This window comes from Amycolatopsis xylanica (assembly GCF_900107045.1).
Classification (GTDB): Bacteria; Actinomycetota; Actinomycetes; order Mycobacteriales; family Pseudonocardiaceae; genus Amycolatopsis; species Amycolatopsis xylanica.
This window is the reverse complement of the sequence record NZ_FNON01000011.1, coordinates 254,069-270,685: the sequence shown is the minus strand read 5'-3', so window position 1 is coordinate 270,685 and position 16,617 is coordinate 254,069. Positions and strand designations below refer to the sequence as shown.

Annotated in this window: 15 protein-coding genes; 12 read left to right on the top strand and 3 right to left on the bottom strand. The window is 70.3% G+C overall.

Going from position 1 to position 16,617, the window contains the following annotated elements; translation table 11 throughout:
- The first annotated feature begins 63 nt into the window (after positions 1 to 63).
- The 3 genes from tdh to BLV57_RS37645 are packed head-to-tail and all read left to right on the top strand — an operon-like array spanning position 64 to position 3,154.
- Positions 64 to 1,095: an L-threonine 3-dehydrogenase gene (gene tdh / locus BLV57_RS37655; RefSeq protein WP_091298067.1), complete on the top strand. Its 1,032-nt coding sequence runs from the start codon at positions 64 to 66 to the stop codon at positions 1,093 to 1,095.
- A complete protein-coding gene (locus BLV57_RS37650; protein ID WP_091298063.1) occupies positions 1,095 to 2,273 on the top strand; it encodes a glycine C-acetyltransferase in 1,179 nt (392 codons plus the stop codon). Before tdh ends, BLV57_RS37650 begins: the two co-directional genes overlap by 1 nt.
- Positions 2,273 to 3,154, top strand: coding sequence for a LysR family transcriptional regulator (locus BLV57_RS37645; RefSeq protein WP_091298061.1), 882 nt, complete (start codon positions 2,273 to 2,275; stop codon positions 3,152 to 3,154). Before BLV57_RS37650 ends, BLV57_RS37645 begins: the two co-directional genes overlap by 1 nt.
- On the opposite strand, the gene BLV57_RS37640 is transcribed toward BLV57_RS37645, so the two are convergent.
- Positions 3,151 to 4,137, bottom strand: a complete 987-nt coding sequence (locus BLV57_RS37640) for a LysR family transcriptional regulator (protein ID WP_091298058.1) — start codon at positions 4,135 to 4,137, stop codon at positions 3,151 to 3,153. The genes BLV57_RS37645 and BLV57_RS37640 overlap by 4 nt on opposite strands.
- An 84-nt stretch (positions 4,138 to 4,221) precedes the next feature.
- Here BLV57_RS37640 and BLV57_RS37635 point away from each other — a divergent pair, with 84 nt between their 5' ends.
- Positions 4,222 to 5,616 (top strand): aminopeptidase P family protein, encoded by a 1,395-nt coding sequence (locus BLV57_RS37635; RefSeq protein WP_091298056.1) that lies wholly within the window; start codon positions 4,222 to 4,224, stop codon positions 5,614 to 5,616.
- 57 nt (positions 5,617 to 5,673) lie between these two features.
- Here the strand turns inward: BLV57_RS37635 and BLV57_RS37630 are convergent, their stop codons facing one another.
- Positions 5,674 to 6,813 (bottom strand): metalloprotease, encoded by a 1,140-nt coding sequence (locus BLV57_RS37630; protein ID WP_091298175.1) that lies wholly within the window; start codon positions 6,811 to 6,813, stop codon positions 5,674 to 5,676.
- A gap of 196 nt (positions 6,814 to 7,009) precedes the next feature.
- On the opposite strand from BLV57_RS37630, the gene BLV57_RS37625 reads away from it, so the two are divergent.
- Genes BLV57_RS37625 through BLV57_RS37600 form a run of 6 tightly spaced genes read left to right on the top strand, consistent with a single transcriptional unit; the run spans position 7,010 to position 12,277 of the window.
- On the top strand, positions 7,010 to 7,609 hold the full coding sequence (locus tag BLV57_RS37625) for a helix-turn-helix domain-containing protein (protein ID WP_176968989.1): 600 nt from the start codon (positions 7,010 to 7,012) through the stop codon (positions 7,607 to 7,609).
- A gap of 60 nt (positions 7,610 to 7,669) precedes the next feature.
- A complete protein-coding gene (locus BLV57_RS37620; RefSeq protein WP_091298053.1) occupies positions 7,670 to 8,830 on the top strand; it encodes an NAD(P)/FAD-dependent oxidoreductase in 1,161 nt (386 codons plus the stop codon).
- 5 nt (positions 8,831 to 8,835) lie between these two features.
- Positions 8,836 to 9,087 carry a (2Fe-2S)-binding protein gene (locus BLV57_RS37615; protein WP_218134971.1) on the top strand — a complete coding sequence of 84 codons (252 nt, stop codon included), beginning with the start codon at positions 8,836 to 8,838 and terminating at the stop codon, positions 9,085 to 9,087.
- Positions 9,084 to 10,367, top strand: a complete 1,284-nt coding sequence (locus tag BLV57_RS37610) for an NAD(P)/FAD-dependent oxidoreductase (RefSeq protein ID WP_091298047.1) — start codon at positions 9,084 to 9,086, stop codon at positions 10,365 to 10,367. Before BLV57_RS37615 ends, BLV57_RS37610 begins: the two co-directional genes overlap by 4 nt.
- The gene (locus tag BLV57_RS37605; RefSeq protein ID WP_091298044.1) at positions 10,364 to 11,275 is read left to right on the top strand and encodes a dihydrodipicolinate synthase family protein; all 912 of its coding nucleotides are present in this window, start codon (positions 10,364 to 10,366) and stop codon (positions 11,273 to 11,275) included. Before BLV57_RS37610 ends, BLV57_RS37605 begins: the two co-directional genes overlap by 4 nt.
- Entirely contained in the window at positions 11,276 to 12,277 is a 1,002-nt protein-coding gene (locus BLV57_RS37600) for a proline racemase family protein (RefSeq protein WP_091298043.1), read from the top strand.
- Between the two features lie 197 nt (positions 12,278 to 12,474).
- Here BLV57_RS37600 and BLV57_RS37595 read toward each other — a convergent pair whose 3' ends face one another.
- The gene (locus tag BLV57_RS37595; RefSeq protein ID WP_143047247.1) at positions 12,475 to 12,810 is read right to left on the bottom strand and encodes a hypothetical protein; all 336 of its coding nucleotides are present in this window, start codon (positions 12,808 to 12,810) and stop codon (positions 12,475 to 12,477) included.
- 146 nt (positions 12,811 to 12,956) lie between these two features.
- On the opposite strand from BLV57_RS37595, the gene BLV57_RS37590 reads away from it, so the two are divergent.
- Positions 12,957 to 13,211, top strand: coding sequence for a hypothetical protein (locus tag BLV57_RS37590; protein ID WP_143047246.1), 255 nt, complete (start codon positions 12,957 to 12,959; stop codon positions 13,209 to 13,211).
- Between the two features lie 201 nt (positions 13,212 to 13,412).
- Entirely contained in the window at positions 13,413 to 16,547 is a 3,135-nt protein-coding gene (locus BLV57_RS37585; RefSeq protein ID WP_245757672.1) for a TIM-barrel domain-containing protein, read from the top strand.
- Positions 16,548 to 16,617: the final 70 nt, after the last annotated feature.

The following is a 16,617-nucleotide window of genomic DNA, read 5'->3' as shown; positions in this document are numbered from 1 at the left end:
TAACAAGGAACTGCAGAAACTCGCGATGGACCGCACAGCGGGTGGCGGGCGAGACTTCGCGCCATGAAGGCATTGGTCAAAGTGGACCGAGCACCCGGACTGCAGCTCACCGACGTGCCGGACCCGGTCGCCGGGCCAGGCGACGTCGTCGTCCGCGTGCTGCGCACCGGCATTTGCGGTACCGACCTGCACATCGAGGCCTGGGACGCCTGGGCGGCGAAGACCATCGAGGCGCCGCTGGTCGTCGGGCACGAGTTCGTCGGCGAGGTGGTCGAAATCGGCCGCGCGGTGACGTCCGTGCAGGTCGGTGACCTGGTCAGCGGCGAGGGGCACCTCGTGTGCGGCAGCTGCCGCAACTGCAAGGCCGGGCGCAGGCACCTCTGCGCGAGAACGCGCGGGCTCGGCGTGCACACCGATGGCGCGTTCGCGCAGTACGCCGTGCTGCCCGAGCAGAACGCCTGGGTGCACCGGACCCCGATCGACCTCGACATCGCCGCGATCTTCGATCCGCTGGGCAACGCCGTGCACACCGCGCTGTCGTTCCCGGTGATCGGCGAGGACGTGCTGATCACCGGCGCCGGGCCGATCGGCATCATGGCCGCCGCCATCGCGAAGCACGCGGGCGCGCGCAACGTCGTCATCACCGACGTCAGCGAGCACCGCCTCGAGCTGGCGCGCAAGGTCGGCGTCGACCTGGCGCTCGACGTCTCGGCCGCGACCATCGCCGACGCGCAGGCCAAGCTGAAGATGGCCGAGGGCTTCGACGTCGGCATGGAGATGAGCGGGCGCCCCGAGGCGCTTCGCGACATGATCACCAACATGTCCCACGGCGGCCGGATCGCGATGCTCGGGTTGCCCGCGAGCGACGTCTCGGTCGACATCGCCGCCGTGGTGCTGAAGATGATCCAGCTCAAGGGCATCTACGGCCGCGAGATGTTCGAGACCTGGTACTCGATGTCCGTGCTGCTGCAGGCCGGGCTGGACATCGCGCCGGTGATCACGCACCGGTTCAGCCACACCGAACACGAGAAGGCGTTCGCGACGGCCAGGGAAGGCCGTTGCGGCAAGGTCATCCTGGATTGGACGGAGAACTGATGTACGGCGCGATGCGCGACGACCTCAAGGCCGGGCTCGCCGAGATCCGGGAAGCCGGGCTGTACAAGGGCGAGCGGGTGATCCAGAGCCCGCAGCGGGCCGCGGTCAGCGTGACCGGCGGCGAGGTGCTGAACTTCTGCGCCAACAACTACCTCGGCCTCGCCGACCACCCGGCGCTGATCACGGCCGCGCACGAGGCGCTCGACCGCTGGGGCTTCGGCATGGCCTCGGTGCGGTTCATCTGCGGGACGCAGCAGCCGCACAAGGAGCTCGAAGCGAAGCTGTCCGAGTTCCTCGGCACCGAGGACACCATCCTCTACAGCTCCTGCTTCGACGCCAACGCCGGCCTGTTCGAGACCCTGCTCGGCGAGCAGGACGTGATCATCTCCGACGAGCTCAACCACGCGTCGATCATCGACGGCGTGCGGCTGTGCAAGGCGAAGCGGATGCGCTACCGCAACCGCGACGTCGCCGACCTGGAGCAGCGCCTCCAAGAGGCGGCGGGCGCGCGGTACCGGCTGATCGCCACCGACGGCGTGTTCTCGATGGACGGCTACCTCGCGCCGCTCGACAAGATCGTCGAGCTGGCCGAGCGCTACGACGCGCTGGTCATGGTCGACGACTCGCACGCGGTCGGCTTCACCGGCCCGACCGGGCGCGGCACGCCCGAGCTGTTCGGCGTGCGGGACAAGGTCGACATCGTGACCGGCACGCTCGGCAAGGCGCTCGGCGGCGCGAGCGGCGGCTACACCTCGGGCCGCGCGGAGATCATCGAGATGCTGCGGCAGCGTTCGCGGCCGTACCTGTTCTCGAACTCACTGGCGCCGTCGATCACCGCGGCCGCGCTCGCGACGCTGGAGTTGCTCGAGAAGTCGGGCGAGCTGCTGGAGCGGCTGCGCGCCAACACCGAGCTGTTCCGCCGCCGCATGACCGAGGAGGGCTTCGACCTGCTGCCCGGCGAGCACCCGATCATCCCGGTGATGATCGGCGACGCCGCGAAGGCGGGCAAGATGGCCGATCTGCTGCTCGACCAGGGCATCTACGTGGTCGGCTTCTCCTACCCGGTGGTGCCGCACGGCAAGGCGCGCATCCGGACCCAGATGTCGGCCGCGCATTCGGCCGACGACATCCACCGTGCGGTCGACGCGTTCGTCACCGCGAGGTCCATGATGGACTGATGATCGATCCGCGACGGCTGCGGGTTCTGCGTGCGCTCGCCGACCACGGCACCGTGACGGCGGCGGGCCGGGCACTGCACCTGACCCCGTCCGCGGTGTCCCAGCAGCTGGCCGCGCTCGAAGCCGAGTGCGGCCAGCAGCTGTTGCGCCGCTGGGGCAGGCGCGTCTCGCTGACCGCCGCCGGTGAGCTGCTGGTGGTGCACGCGAACGCCGTCGCCGCCGAGCTGGAGCGCGCGCAGGCGACGCTGGCCGAGCTGGGTTCCGGCGTGCGCGGCCTGGTCCGCCTGGCGAGTTTCGCCTCGGCCATCACCACTGTGGTCGCGCCCGCTATCGGCGCGCTGCGCACGTCTTCGCCGGGCGTGTCCGTCCAGGTCCAGGACGCCGAGGGGCACGCGAGCATCCCGCTGCTGCTCGACGGCGAGGTCGACTTGGCGATCACCGAGGAGTACCGGCTCTCGCCGCGCACCCACGAGGGCAGGCTCACCCGCACGCCGCTGTATGTCGAACCGTTCGACGTGGTGCTGCCGTCGGCGCATCGGCTCGGCTCGGAGTCCGAAGTGGACATAGCGGAGCTGGCCGACGACGAGTGGATCGCGCCCAGGGAGGGCAATCCCTGCCGGGACGTGCTGGAGATCGCCTGCGCGAATCCACGCATCCGCCATGTGTCCGACGACTTCCGCGCGATCACGACGCTGGTCGCCGCCGGTGAGGGCGTGGCGCTGGTGCCGCGCAACGCGGTCACCGCCGTGCCCGGCGCGGTCGCGATCCCGCTGCGCGGGGAGGCGCCGTTGCGGCGGGTTTTCGCGGCGGTCCGACGGGGGAGCGCCGACCACCCGCTCATCAAGACGGTGCTCGGCGCGTTGCTGACGGCGGCGTCCTAGGACACGGCCTCGCCGAAGAACCCGACCAGCCCGTCCCAGGCCTGGGTGGTCCGGCGGCGGTCCCACCACGACCGGAACGGCGTCGACGCCATCGCGTGGCGGGTGTACGAGGTCATCGCCGCGCGGTAGACGTGCTCGGTCTGGTCCCAGGTCAGGCGTTCCTTGCGCCACGCCAGCACGAGGCGCATGCGCATCGGGTCGCCCTTCAGCGGCTTGACGACCATGCCGGGCAGCTCGGGCGCGGTCGGCTCGACCAGCTGGACGGCCTGGCCGGCGGCGATGAGCTGGCGGCCGCCGCCGTTCGGGCATTCGAAGCGGATCTTCGGCGTGAAACCCGCGCGGTGCGTGGCCGCGCGCAGCGAGGTGAGGGAGCCGTCCTCGGGACCGGGCGGGCCGATCCAGGCGTCGTCGGCGAGGTCGGCCAGGTCCACTTCGGTCTCCCCGGCGAGCCGGTGCCGGGCGGGCAGGCCGATGAAGACCGGGATCCAGGGGAACAGCACGCGGTGCCCGAGGTGCTTGGCCAGCGGCACTTCCTGGTCGTCGGACATGGCAATGACGGCGATGTCGAGCGTCGCGTGCGCGAGTGCCTGCGCCAGCACGGAACTGGACGGTTCGATGTGGACGGTCAGCTCGATCGAGGGCAGTGCCTCGTCCAGTCGCTCGATGAAGGTCGGCAGACAGTCCATTTGGGACGATCCGAGCCGGACGGGGCCGTCGCCCGCGGTGCCGAGCACGTCGGCCTCGAAGCGGTCGAACTCCAGCAGCAGCACCAGCGCCCGCCGCAACGTCTGCTCGCCGACCGGGGTCGGCGTGACCCCGGTGTGGCTGCGCACGAACAGCGGGGTGCCGATCTGCCGTTCGAGACGCTGGAGCAGCGAGGTCAGCGACGGCTGGGACATGCCGAGCGCGGCGGCCGCCTGCGAGAGGCTGCCCGCCTCGGCGATGGCGCAGATCGCCCGCAGATGCCGGATCTCCAGTGCCATAGCCGGAGTCTATCGCCGCCGCTCATTACCCCCGGCGCGTGCGCGGTGCGACGGTACGGCGAACCCGACGCACGAGGAGAGCCGATGACCGACCGGACCCGCCCCGACCTGAACGCCCTGCTGGCCGCGAAGGGTTTCCGAGACTGGATCCGCGAGGGCTGGGAGCCCGACGCCGAAGTGGTGGAGAATCCGCCGGGCACCGCCGAGGCGGCCGCGGCCCACCGTGCCCGGCTGGCCGCCGAGCTGCCGGGACGCCGGATCGCGCTCGCGGCCGGGCGCGCGAAGGTCCGGGCCAACGACACGTTCTACGAGTTCCGCGCGGACAGCGACTTCGTCTGGCTCACCGGTTGCCAGCGCGAAGGCGCGATCGTCGTGATCGAAGACGACAAGGCGGTCCTCTACGTCCCGAAGCCCGCCGAGCCGGACGAGCCCGACTTCGTGGGCGACGCGAACAACAGCCCGCTGTGGGTCGGCTCCGCGCCCGGCCCGCGCGCGTACGGCGAGGCTCTCGGCATCGAATGCCGTCCGCTGGAGGACCTCGCCGCCGGGCTGCGCGGCCTCAACCCCGCGGTGCTGGTCGGCGCGGGTGTCGACCCGATGCTCGACGCGTTCGGCTTCGGCCACAGCGAGCGGCTGCGCACGGTCCTCGCGGAGCTGCGGCGGATCAAGGACGACTGGGAGATCGGGCAGCTGCGCGGCGCGGTCGACGCCACCGCCCGCGGGTTCGCCGACGTGCTGGCCGCGCTCCCGGAAGCCGTGCGCGGCGGCGGCGAGCGCTGGCTGCAGGGCACTTTCGACCGGCGTGCCCGTGCTGAAGGCACCGGCCCCGGCTACACCTCGATCATCGCGGCCGGTCCGCACGCGCCGATCCTGCACTGGACGCGCTGCTCCGGCCCCGTGTCCGACGACAGCCTCATCCTGCTGGACGCCGGAGTCGAGCTGGATTCCTTGTACACGGCGGACATCACCCGCACCTTCCCTGTCGGCGGCGAGTTCACCGACGCCGAGCGCAAGGTGTACGACCTGGTGCACCAGGCCCACGTCGCCGCGCTGGCCGAGGTGCGGCCCGGGCAGGACTACGGCGCGTTCCAGGCGACGGCGCTGCGGGTGATCGCGACGGGCTTGCACGACTGGGGCCTGCTTCCGGTCTCGGTGGACGAGGCGCTGTCGGCCGGCGGGCAGCAGCACCGGCGCTACATCGTCTGCGGCACCGGGCATTTCCTCGGCCTGGACGTCCACGACTGCGCCGCGTCGAGCCCCGCCGCTTACCGGCAGGGCGTGCTGGCCGAAGGCATGGCGCTGGCCGTCGAACCCGGCCTGTACTTCCACGCGACCGACCTCACGGTCCCGCCCGAGCTGCGTGGCGTCGGCATCCGCATCGAGGACGACGTCGTGGTCACCCCCACGGGTCACGACCTGCTGTCGGCGGCGTTCCCCTCGACCGCCGCCGAAGTCGAGGCCTGGGTCCGCGCCGCGTGATTTAGCGGGCTTTATCCCGGGTGCTTTTCCCGGGATAAAGCCCGCTAAATCCCGTTCTCAGTAAGCGATCGTGTGCCCGGCCAGTATCTGCTTGGCCACACCGCTCGTCGACAGCCCGTCCGCAGGCCGGTCGACCGTGAAGTACTCCCGGAAGTCCTGGCTGAACCGCCGCGTCATCAACGCGATCGTCCTGTCCCAATTCCCGCCGTCCGGCCCGTTCGACGCCCACAGGTCCAGTAGCGACGACCCGACCCGCCCCTGCACGGTGTCACCCCGATCCCAGCCAGGAGTGGAGGCGTCATTGACGAAGCTGTACGAAGCCCCGCTGTCGAACACATAGCGGTAGTCGCCCAGCGCATAGGCCGCGACAGCGTCGGCGAAACCTTCGGTCCACGCGCACGACGTCGAGCTGCTCCGCTCGATGTAGTGCGGATTGCACCCGGTCACCACGGGAAAACCGTGACCGTAGAGCTGCCACTGCAGCCAGTGCCCGGCTTCGTGGAGCACGAGGTGCTTCGAGTCGGGCATGGTCGCGCCGAGGAAGACGTAATTGGTGCCCCCGTAATCCCAATAGCCGCCGTCCGCGACCTGCGGGTCCCAGACGAAGGTGATCTCGTCGCACCGGCCGTCGGCCTGCCGGGCCGTCCAGCAGCCCGACACCGGGTTGGCGCGCTTCCAGTACAACAGGTTGAGCGTGTCGACGACCTTCCACGCGCGTTGCAGCGAGGCGGGCACCTTGACGGTGCCGAGGTTCACCGTGCCACTCACATTGGTGCGGTGCGGCGAGTCGAAGGTGTACTCGGCGGTGTTGTCCGCGGCCTTGATCACCCGCCAGGTCGCGGTGCTGCTCGACCGGAACCGGACGTAGGCCTCGGTCAGCGATCCGTTGGCGCAGGCGGAAAAGCGGCCGTCGGACGCGCCGGTGATCCCCGAGGCGAGACGCGTCGTGGCGCCTGAGGTGCGGCCCCAGAGTTCCCAGTTCGCGTTGCGCGCGACCTGGGTGCGCAGCGGCTTCGCGGTCCCGGCCTCGGCGTCGAGATGGTCGTAGGCGAGCGTGCCCGTCAAGCAGGCGGACGCGGGCGCGGCCGTGGCTGTGGCTGTGGCGGGGACGAGCACGGTCACGAGGGTCGTGGCGAGTGCCGCGCCGAGCGCGCGGAGCCTGCTGCCGGACGATGAGGGTCTGCGGAGCAACTGCACGTGTTTCTCCTCGCTCAAGATGGGTGTGTCGCCGGTCACACGCCGGTTGGTGAAGGAGTTTCACCCCGCCTGGTACCGGTCACCATCGCGTCGCCCCATCGGCCGCGGCTATGCCCTCGTTGTCGTGGGCGCGTGGCATGATGATCGCCAAAGCGAACGACGTTCGTACGGTTTGCCGAACGCTGAGGGAGACGTGGTGGAGGACGAGGCACCCTCGATCCGGGACATGCTGGCGGTCAACCTGCGGGCCGCAAGGTCGGCGCGCGGCCTGTCGCTCTCGGAGCTGTCGAGGCGTTCGGGTATCGGCAAGGCCACGCTCTCGCAGCTCGAATCCGGCGGCGGCAATCCGACGATCGAGACGGTGTTCAGCCTCTCCCGGGTGCTCGAAGTGGCGATCTCCGACCTGCTCGACCGGCGCGCGGGCGGCGCGTTCACCGTGGTCAGGGGAGCCGACGTCGAAGTGCTCCGCGGCGAAGGCGTCGACCTGCGCCAGCTGCGCCGGATCGAAGCGGGCGACGGGGTTTTCGAGCTGTACGACCAGGTCGTGCGCGGTGACGCGGCCCAGCGCTCGCAGGGGCATGTCGGGATCGAGCACACGATCGTGCAGACCGGGCGGCTCCAGGTCGAGGTCGCGGGCCGGACGGTCGAGGTCGGCCCCGGTGACTACGTGGCGTTCGACGCCCGCGAGCCGCATTGCTACACCGCGCTCGAGGCGCCGGTCCACTCGGTGCTGTTGTTGCAGTACCGCGCGGACGAACGGCTCGACGGCCAAGCGCACCCCGTGCTGAACGGTTGACACCCTCCCGGCACTCGACTTACCCTCCGATCGTTCGCTTTATCGAACGTCGGAGGCTCAATGAACCGAACGCGGGTGGTGGTGCTCGGCGCGGGCATCATCGGGTCCGCGTGCGCGCGTGAGCTGAGCCTGGCCGGCTTCGACGTGCTCGTCGTCGACCGCGGCAGACCGGCGGGTGGCACCACATCGCACGGCGAGGGCAACATCCTGGTGTCCGACAAAGGCCCCGGCGCCGAACTCGCGCTCGCGCGGTTGTCGGCGCGCTTGTGGCCCTTGGTCGTCGCCGAACTCACCGCCGAAGACCCGCATGCGGCGATCGAGTACGACCCCAAGGGTGGCATCGTGGTCGCCACGACCGACGGCGGCGCGGCCTCCCTCACCGCGTTCGCGAAGTCGCAGAGCGAGGCCGGTGTGGTCGCGAACCCCTTGTCCGCCAACGAAGTCGCCGCCGCCGAGCCCGCGCTCACCCGTGATGTGACGGCGGCGTTCCACTACCCGCAGGACGCCCAGGTGCAGCCCGCCGGAGCCGCTTTGGCGTTGCTGGGTTCCGCTTTGCGCCACGGCGCCCGGCTGCGCGCCGACACCGAAGTGCTCGGCTCGGTCGTCGCGAACGGCCGGATCACCGGCGTCCGTGTGCCGGGCGAGGTGCTCGGCGCCGACGTGGTGGTGAACGCGGCGGGCCCGTGGGCGGGGGAGTTGTCGGCTCGCCTCGGCTCGCCGATCGCGGTCCGGCCGAGGCGCGGCGAGGTGCTGGTGACCATGCCGATGCCCGGCGTCGTCCGGCACAAGGTCTACGACGCCGACTATGTCGGTGCGGTCGGCGCCGGGTCCGGCGAGCTGCAGACCTCCGCTGTCGTCGAGTCGACTTGGGGTGGCACCGTGCTGATCGGCTCGTCACGCAGGCGCGTCGGCTTCGACGCCACCATCCGCCCACAGGTGCTGAGCGCCATCGCCGCCAAGGCGGTGCGGCTTTTTCCGGCGCTCGCCGACGTCGCGGTGATGCGCGCGTACGGCGGGTTCCGGGCCTATGTGGACGATCATCTGCCGGTGCTCGGCGAGGACCCGCGCGTCGCGAATCTGTGGCACGCCACGGGACACGAGGGCGCCGGTATCGGCTTGAGCGTCGGCACCGGGCTGCTGCTGCGTGAGTCTTTGACCGGGGCGACGCCGTCGATGCCGCTTGAAGAGTTCACTGTGGACCGTCCGGCGGTGCTCGCGTGACGACGATCCGGATCACCGTCGACGGCGAACCCGTGACCGGCCTCGACGGCCAATCGGTGGCGGGCGTACTGCTGGCCTCAGGACGGATGTCTTGGCGCACCACGCGTTCCGGTGCGCCGCGTGGCGTCTTCTGCGGTATCGGCGCCTGTTTCGACTGCCTGCTCACGGTCAACGGCGTGCCCGATGTCCGCGCCTGCAGGCGGTCCGCGGCCGACGGCGACGAGATCCGCACCCAGACCCGGCAGGAGGACGCGTGAAGCACGTGGTGATCGTCGGCGCCGGGCCCGCCGGTCTCGCGGCGGCCGAGCACGCGCTGCGCGCCGGAGCCCGGGTCACGATCCTGGACCAGTCGGAGGTTCCCGGCGGCCAATATCACCGCGGGCAGGCGAACTTCGACTCCCTGCTGGCCCGATGCGAGTGGTGGCCGAGCGGCACGGTCTGGGCCGTCGAACCGGAACTCCGGCTCCACGTCCTGCGCGGGCCCGCCGACGGCACCGATCGGGAACGGCTCACGCTCACTCCCGACGCTGTGGTCCTGGCGACCGGCGCGCACGACCGGACGTTGCCGTTCCCCGGCTGGCACCTCCCCGGCGTCTACACCGCGGGCGCGGCGCAGGCCCTGGCCAAGGGGGAACGCGTGGCGATCGGCCGCCGTGTGCTCGTCGCCGGTGCCGGACCGTTTCTCCTACCCGTAGCGGAATCCTTGCTTAAGGTGGGCGCCGAAGTCGTGGCCGTACTTGAGGCCAATCCTCTTGCGACTGTCCTCAAAGGATGGTCTTCACCTGCTGCCGTTCGCCCGGACAAGGCGGGCGAGCTGATCCGGTACGCGATGGCGCTGGCCCGGCACCGCATCCCGTACGGGATGGGCAGGGTGGTCGTCGAGGCACGGGGCGACGACCGTGTCCGGTCGGTCGTGACAGCCCGGGTGCGCGCGGATTGGTCGGTCGTCGCGGGTAGCGAGCGGACGTACGAGGTCGACGCCGTCTGCGTCGGCCACGGTTTCGTCCCGCAGCCCGAACTGGCCGTCGCCGCCGGGTGCGCGCTCGACGGCGGCTTCGTGCGCGTCGACGCGGCGCAGCGCACCACGGTCGGTGGCGTCTTCGCGGCCGGGGAGATCACCGGCATCGGCGGCGCGGTCACCGCGGCGGCGGAAGGCGCGGTCGCCGGTCGCGTCGCCGCCGGGGGAGAACCGGGTCGTCTACTCCGGGAACGTGATCGTGCCTCGGCTTTCGCCGCCCGGCTGGCGGTCGCGCATCCGATCGGCCCGGCCTGGCGCGGCTGGCTGCGCGAGGACACCATCGTCTGCCGCTGCGAGGAAACCACGTACGGCGAACTCACCCGGGTGTCCGCCGATCCGGCCGCGCCCGGGTCGCACGCGCTCGCACTCGGCACCCGCGCGGGCCTCGGCCCGTGCCAGGGCCGGATGTGTGGACCCACCGTGAGCGAACTCTGTGGCTTACCCGAACGCCACCACCGCCCGATCGCCCAGCCGATCCGGCTGGGCGAACTCGCCGACCAGAAGGAGAATCCCGGATGAGCACCCCCGACCTCGGCGGCGTCGTCGTCGCGACCGCGCTGCCGTACCGCGCGGACGACTCGGCGCCCGCGGGCCTCGCGGTGGACTACGACGCCTACGCCGAGCACTGCCGCTGGCTGGTCGACAACGGCTGCCGCGGTGTCGGCCCCAACGGCTCACTCGGCGAATACTCCTCTTTGACAGACGAAGAACGCCGCCGCGTCGCCCGTACCGCGATCGAGGCGGTCGGCTCCGACGGCATCGTCGTCGTCGGCGTGCACGGCCCCGGTTCCCACCAGGCCAAGCACTGGGCCGAAGCCGCGGCCGAAGACGGCGCGAACGGCCTGCTCTGCCTGCCGCCCACCCTGTACCGCGCCAACCGCGGCGAAGTGCTGGCCCACTTCGAAGCAGTGGCGAGCGTCGGGCTGCCGGTCATGGTCTACAACAACCCCTTCGACACCAAGGTCGACCTCACCCCCGAGCTGCTGTCGGAGATCGCCCAGATCGACAACGTGGTGGCGGTCAAGGAGTTCTCCGGCGACGTCCGCCGCGTGCTCGAAATCCGCGAGCGCGCACCCGGCCTCGACGTGATCAGCGGCGCCGACGACGTGGTGCTGGAGAGCCTGCTGATGGGCGCGACCGGCTGGTTCGCCGGTTTCCCCAACGTCTTCCCCGCCGAGTCGGTCCGCTTATTCGACCTGGCGACCTCCGGCAAGCTCGCCGAGGCTCGCGCGCTGTACGAGCCGCTGGTCGCCGCCTTCCGCTGGGACTCACGCACCGAGTTCGTCCAGGCCATCAAGCTCGGCATGGACCTCGTCGGCCGCTACGGCGGCCCCTGCCGTCCGCCGCGCGGCGCGCTGACGGACGAGCACCGTGTGCAGGTCACCGCCGACATGCGCCGCGCGCTGGCTTCCCTGGGGGTGTCGTAGGTGCGCTCGACCAGGGCGATCACGGCCGTCGACTCGCACACCGAGGGCATGCCCACCCGGGTGGTGACCGGCGGCGTCGGCACCATCCCCGGCGCGACCATGGCCGAGCGCCGCCGCCATTTCATGGCCGAGATGGACGACCTGCGCCGGTTCCTGATGAACGAGCCCCGCGGCCATTCCGCCATGAGCGGCGCGATCCTCCAGCCCCCGTGCCATCCCGACGCGGACTGGGGCGTGGTCTACATCGAGGTCTCCGGCTGCCTCCCCATGTGCGGCCACGGCACCATCGGCGTCGCGACGGTCCTCGTCGAGACCGGCATGGTCGAGGTCACCGAGCCGAAAACCGTGGTCCGCCTGGACACTCCGGCTGGCCTCGTCCACGCGGAGGTCGACGTCCACAATGGCCGCGCCTCCCGCGTCACCCTCCGCAACGTCGCGTCCTTTTTGGCCGACCGCGACGCCGTGGTCGACGTGCCGGGCCTCGGCGAGGTCCGCTACGACCTGGCCTACGGCGGCAACTTCTACGCGATACTCGAACTGTCCCAAGTGGACATCCCGTTCGAGCGTTCCGAAAAGGACCGGATACTGGCGGCCGGCCTGTCGATCATGGACGCGATCAACGCCCAGCGCCCGCCCCGGCACCCGACGGACCCCTTGATCGGCGGCTGCAAGCACGTCCAGTTCCTCGCCCCGGGATCCGACGCCCGCGTGTCCCGCAACGCCATGGCGATCCACCCTGGCTGGTTCGACCGCTCGCCCTGCGGCACCGGCACCTCGGCCCGGATGGCCCAGCTGCACGCCCGCGGCGAGCTGCCGCTGCACACGGCGTTCGAGAACCAGTCCTTCATCGGGACCCGGTTCACGGGGCAGCTGGTCGCTTCGGCCACCGTGGGGGACCTGCCCGCGGTGATCCCCGAGTTCTCCGGCCGGGCCTGGATCACGGGCACGGCCACGTACCTGCTCGACCCGGACGACCCGTTCCCAGCCGGCTTCGTGCTCTGACCGAGCCTCGGGTGTCGTGCGCGTTGCGGGCGGTTAGAACCGCCCGCAACGCGCACGACCCCTGTGTCCCTGGCGAGGGAACGCGCGAGTGGTGACTCTGCTCCGTTGGATGCAGCAGAGTCGTCACTCGCGCGCTTCCTCGAGAGGAGGAGCTCACTCAGGATGACCAGCCGCCCAGGACCTTGGCCTGATCGGTTTCAGGAGTGGTCGAACCAGTCACCGATCGACTTCCACTCATGTGCGTTGCGCCAGCTGGTCTCGCCCCGGGACCAGGCGACGAACGCGGTGACCACATCGTCGGAGTTCGCTGTGAAGGTCTGGTAGTGCTCGGCCGGCCCGCCGGCCCGGTACTCGAGCTGGTAGTCGCCCTCTGGGCGGCGCCGGACCTGGGAGTAGTGGACGTTCGGATCACCGGACGGCGGGTCGTCGTCATATTGGACGATCAAGTACTCCTCAGGCCTCAAACCGTTGACCATCAAGCGGATCATGAACTCGTCCAGGCTGTGCATGGTCATGCCGCTGGATGTACGCATGATGACTTCGCCTGCCACCTCAACCGCCCCCTTTCGCGGACATCACCCTACTTACGGCAGCCCATGGTCCGGCCACAGCCGGGCTGGAAAATCACTAACATCGGTCTGGTGAGCCGTGTTGTCGAAGCCCTGCGGTGGGTGAACCCGTGAGTTCGAAAGAGTTCGGACTGTCCCGCAAGACCCGGCTCAGTCTTTACCTCAGCAGCGCGTTCTTCGTGGGGGCCGCGATCGTCGGGTGCGTGGTGAACGTACTCGGCGACGCGGGCCCCAGTGCGTGGGTGCTGACCGTGGTCATCGCGTTCCTGGGCGGCATGTCGGTGATGGCGTGCTCGGTCGTCAAGTGGACCAATGCGCTCCTGCGCAGCCCCGGCGAGCGCGCGTACTCCGACGATCCGGAGTGACCGGGCGCCTGAGCTAGACGACGTGAACGCCCCGTTCGCAACGATCAACGTTGTGAACGCCCCGTTCACAACGTTCGAACCCGCGCGGGGGCCGTTCGCACCCCTACGGAAGTCTGCTGCACCGGTTCAGGTGGCGACTTTGCGCGAAGCATGCGCTATACAGAGCACATCATGCTTGTTCATGCGTGAAAGGTGCCATAAATGAGCAGAGTTGCGCATTCGCTCGGGTGTTTGGCCGCGGTGGTCACACTCGGGCTGGCGCCCGCCGCGGCCTTGGCCGACCCGGCCGCGGGGCCCGCGGGAAGGCTTGGCGATCTGAGCGGGATCGCCATCGAGGGCGCCACCGTCACCCTGAAATCGGGGGCCGCCGCCGTGCGCGTCAGCTTCCCCGCGGAGTCCGCCGTGCGGGTCTGGCTGGCGCCGGACGGCACGTTCACCGATCCCGCCGGCAGCAAGATCGTGCTGCCGCGCGGCACCAGCCCCGTCACGCCCACGCGCACCGACAAGGGTTCGTACTGGGCTATTTCCACTGGTAAGGCGACTTTGCGCGCCTACAAGCATCCGCTGAAGTTCGCGCTCTACGACGGCGCGGACCGCAAGCAGCTGTGGGCGGAGTCGGCGCCGCTGTCGTGGACCACCAAGACCACCACGCAGAGCTTGAGCCGCGGCGCGACCGAGCAGTTCGTCGGCGGTGGCGAGCAGAACGGCCGCTACAGCCACCGCGGCCAGACGATCAAGATCTTCGCCGATGACAACTGGAACGACGGCGGCGCGCCGAACTCGCAGCCGTTCTACGCGTCGACCGCCGGGTACGGCGTGCTGCGCAACACCTTCGCTCCTGGCAGCTACTCGTTCAACGAGCCGGTGGCGACCACGCATGACGAGCGGCGGTTCGACGCGACCTATGTCGTCGGCGCGGGGCTCAAGGATGTCATCTCGGGGTACACCGATCTGGTGGGGAAGCCTTTCCTGCCACCGATCTACGGCCTCGAGACCGGTGACTCCGACTGCTACCTGCACAACGCCAACCGCGGCGAGCGGCACACGCTCGACGCGCTGAAGGTCGCCGACGGCTATGTCGCCAACGGGATGCCGAACGGCTGGATGCTGGTCAACGACGGCTACGGCTGTGGGTACGAGAACCTGCAGCAGACCGGCGAGGGCCTGCGCAAGGACGGGATGCAGCTCGGCCTGTGGACCGAGAACGGCGTGCCGAACCAGGCCGACGAGGTGAAGGCGGGCGTGCGGGTGCGCAAGCTCGACGTCGCGTGGGTCGGGCCCGGCTACCAGTTCGCGCTCGACGCCTGCGACACCGCGTACAAGGGCATCGAGGACAACAGCGACGCACGCGGGTTCGTCTGGCAGCCGGTGAGCTGGGCGGGCGCGCAGCGGTGCGGCGTGCTGTGGAGCGGTGACCAGTCCGGCTCGTTCGACTACATCCGCTGGCAGATCCCGACCTACGCGGGCGCGACGACCTCCGGTATCGCCTACAACACCGGCGACATCGACGGCATCTTCGGCGGCAGCCCGCAGACCTACGTCCGCGACCTGCAGTGGAAGACCTTCCTGCCTGCCGCGATGACCATGGACGGCTGGGCCTCGGCCGACAAGCAGCCGTGGCGCCAGGGTGAGCCGTACACGTCGATCAACCGCAAGTACCTGATGCTCAAGGAACGCCTGCTGCCCTACACGTACAGCTACTCCGTGCAGGCGCACCAGACCGGCGTCGGCCAGGTCCGCCCGCTGGCGCTCGAGTACCCGGACGATCCGAACGTGTGGACCGACAAGGCGAAGTACGAGTTCCTGTCCGGCACCGACTTCCTGGTCGCGCCGGTGTACGAGAACTCCACCGTGCGCAACGGCATCTACCTGCCCAAGGGCACGTGGGTGGACTACTGGAGCGGCAAGACCTACACCGGACCGACCACTGTGGACGGTTACGACGCGCCGCTGGACACGCTGCCGTTGTTCGTCCGCGCCGGCGCCGTGGTGCCGATGTGGGCCGAGGGCACGAAGTCGTGGCAGACCCGGGACAAGGGCGTGCTCGACCTCGACGTCTACCCCAGCGGCAAGGGCGGGTTCACGCTCACCGAGGACGACGGCGTCACGCGTGGCTACAAGACCGGCGCCCAGGCCAAGCAGGAGTTCACTGTGGACGCTCCGGCGTCCGGTCCCGGCACGGTGACGGTCGGCATCGGCGCGAGCACCGGTTCCTACACCGGGAAACCGGCGTCGCGGAACTACCAGCTGGCCGTCCACACGGGAACCAAGCCGGGTTCGGTGCAGGCGGGCAACGGTGTGCTGCGCCAGTACGGCAGCAAGGCCGAACTGGACGCCGCGCCGTCAGGCTGGTGGTTCGATCCGGCAGGGCAGGGCGTGGTCCGGGTCAAGACCGCCAAGCTCGGCGCCGGCGAGCGCCAGGACGTGCGGCTGATCGGCGCGAGCGCGGTCGGCGGGATCTTCCCGGAGGACAACAAGGGTTCGGTCACGCTGGCCGTGCCCTCGCTGATCGCGCCCGGGCAGTCCGTCGACGGCACGCTGAGCTTCACCAACGGCACGCCGCTGCCCGTGTGGGACGTCGCGCTTTCCTTACCCACCAAGGGTTTCCGCGTTGAGGCCGCGGCGGCTCCCCGATTGGTGATGCCGGGCCAGACGGTCAAGGTGCCGGTGAAACTGACACCCGAGGCGGGGCTCAAGCCGGAGGACTACCAGCTCACCGCGTACGCGACCTATCAGGCCAGGTTCGCCGAGCATCGGGTCACCGACTCGGCGACGGTCACGGTCCCGCACGCGTCCTTGGCGGCGGCGTACGGCAACGTCGGGGTAACCGATGCCGCGCACGCCACGGGCGGCGATCTCGACGGCCAAGGCAGCAGCTTCCGAGCGGAAGGCCTCGCCGAAGCCGGGCTGAAGCCGGGCGCCTCGTTCACGGCCGGGGGAGCGAAGCTCACGTGGCCGTCGGCGGACGGCTCCAAGCCGGACAACGTGGTCGCGGCCGGTCAGACCATCGCCGTGACGGGGACGGGCGCGAAACTGGTGCTGATCGGCACCGGAACGGGCACGGCCAAGGGAACGGTCGTCGTCCGTTACGCCGACGGCACCACCAGCCAGGCCGATCTCGGGCTGCCCAACTGGTGCTGCGTCGACCCGGCCCAGTACGGCGCGGCGACCGTCGCGACGGTGCTGGGCAAGAACACCCGCACCGGCCCGGCGTATCCGACCGTGCCGTACCGGGTGTTCGCGAACACGGTCCCGCTGACCGCGGGCAAGCAGGTCGTGGCGGTGACGTTGCCGTCCAACTCTGCCCTGCACGTCTTCGCGGCGGGTATCGCCTGACCACCCGTGGCCGGGCGGGCGACCATCTCCCCGCCCGGCCACGGGCTTCACGCAACAAGGGGTCGTGAGT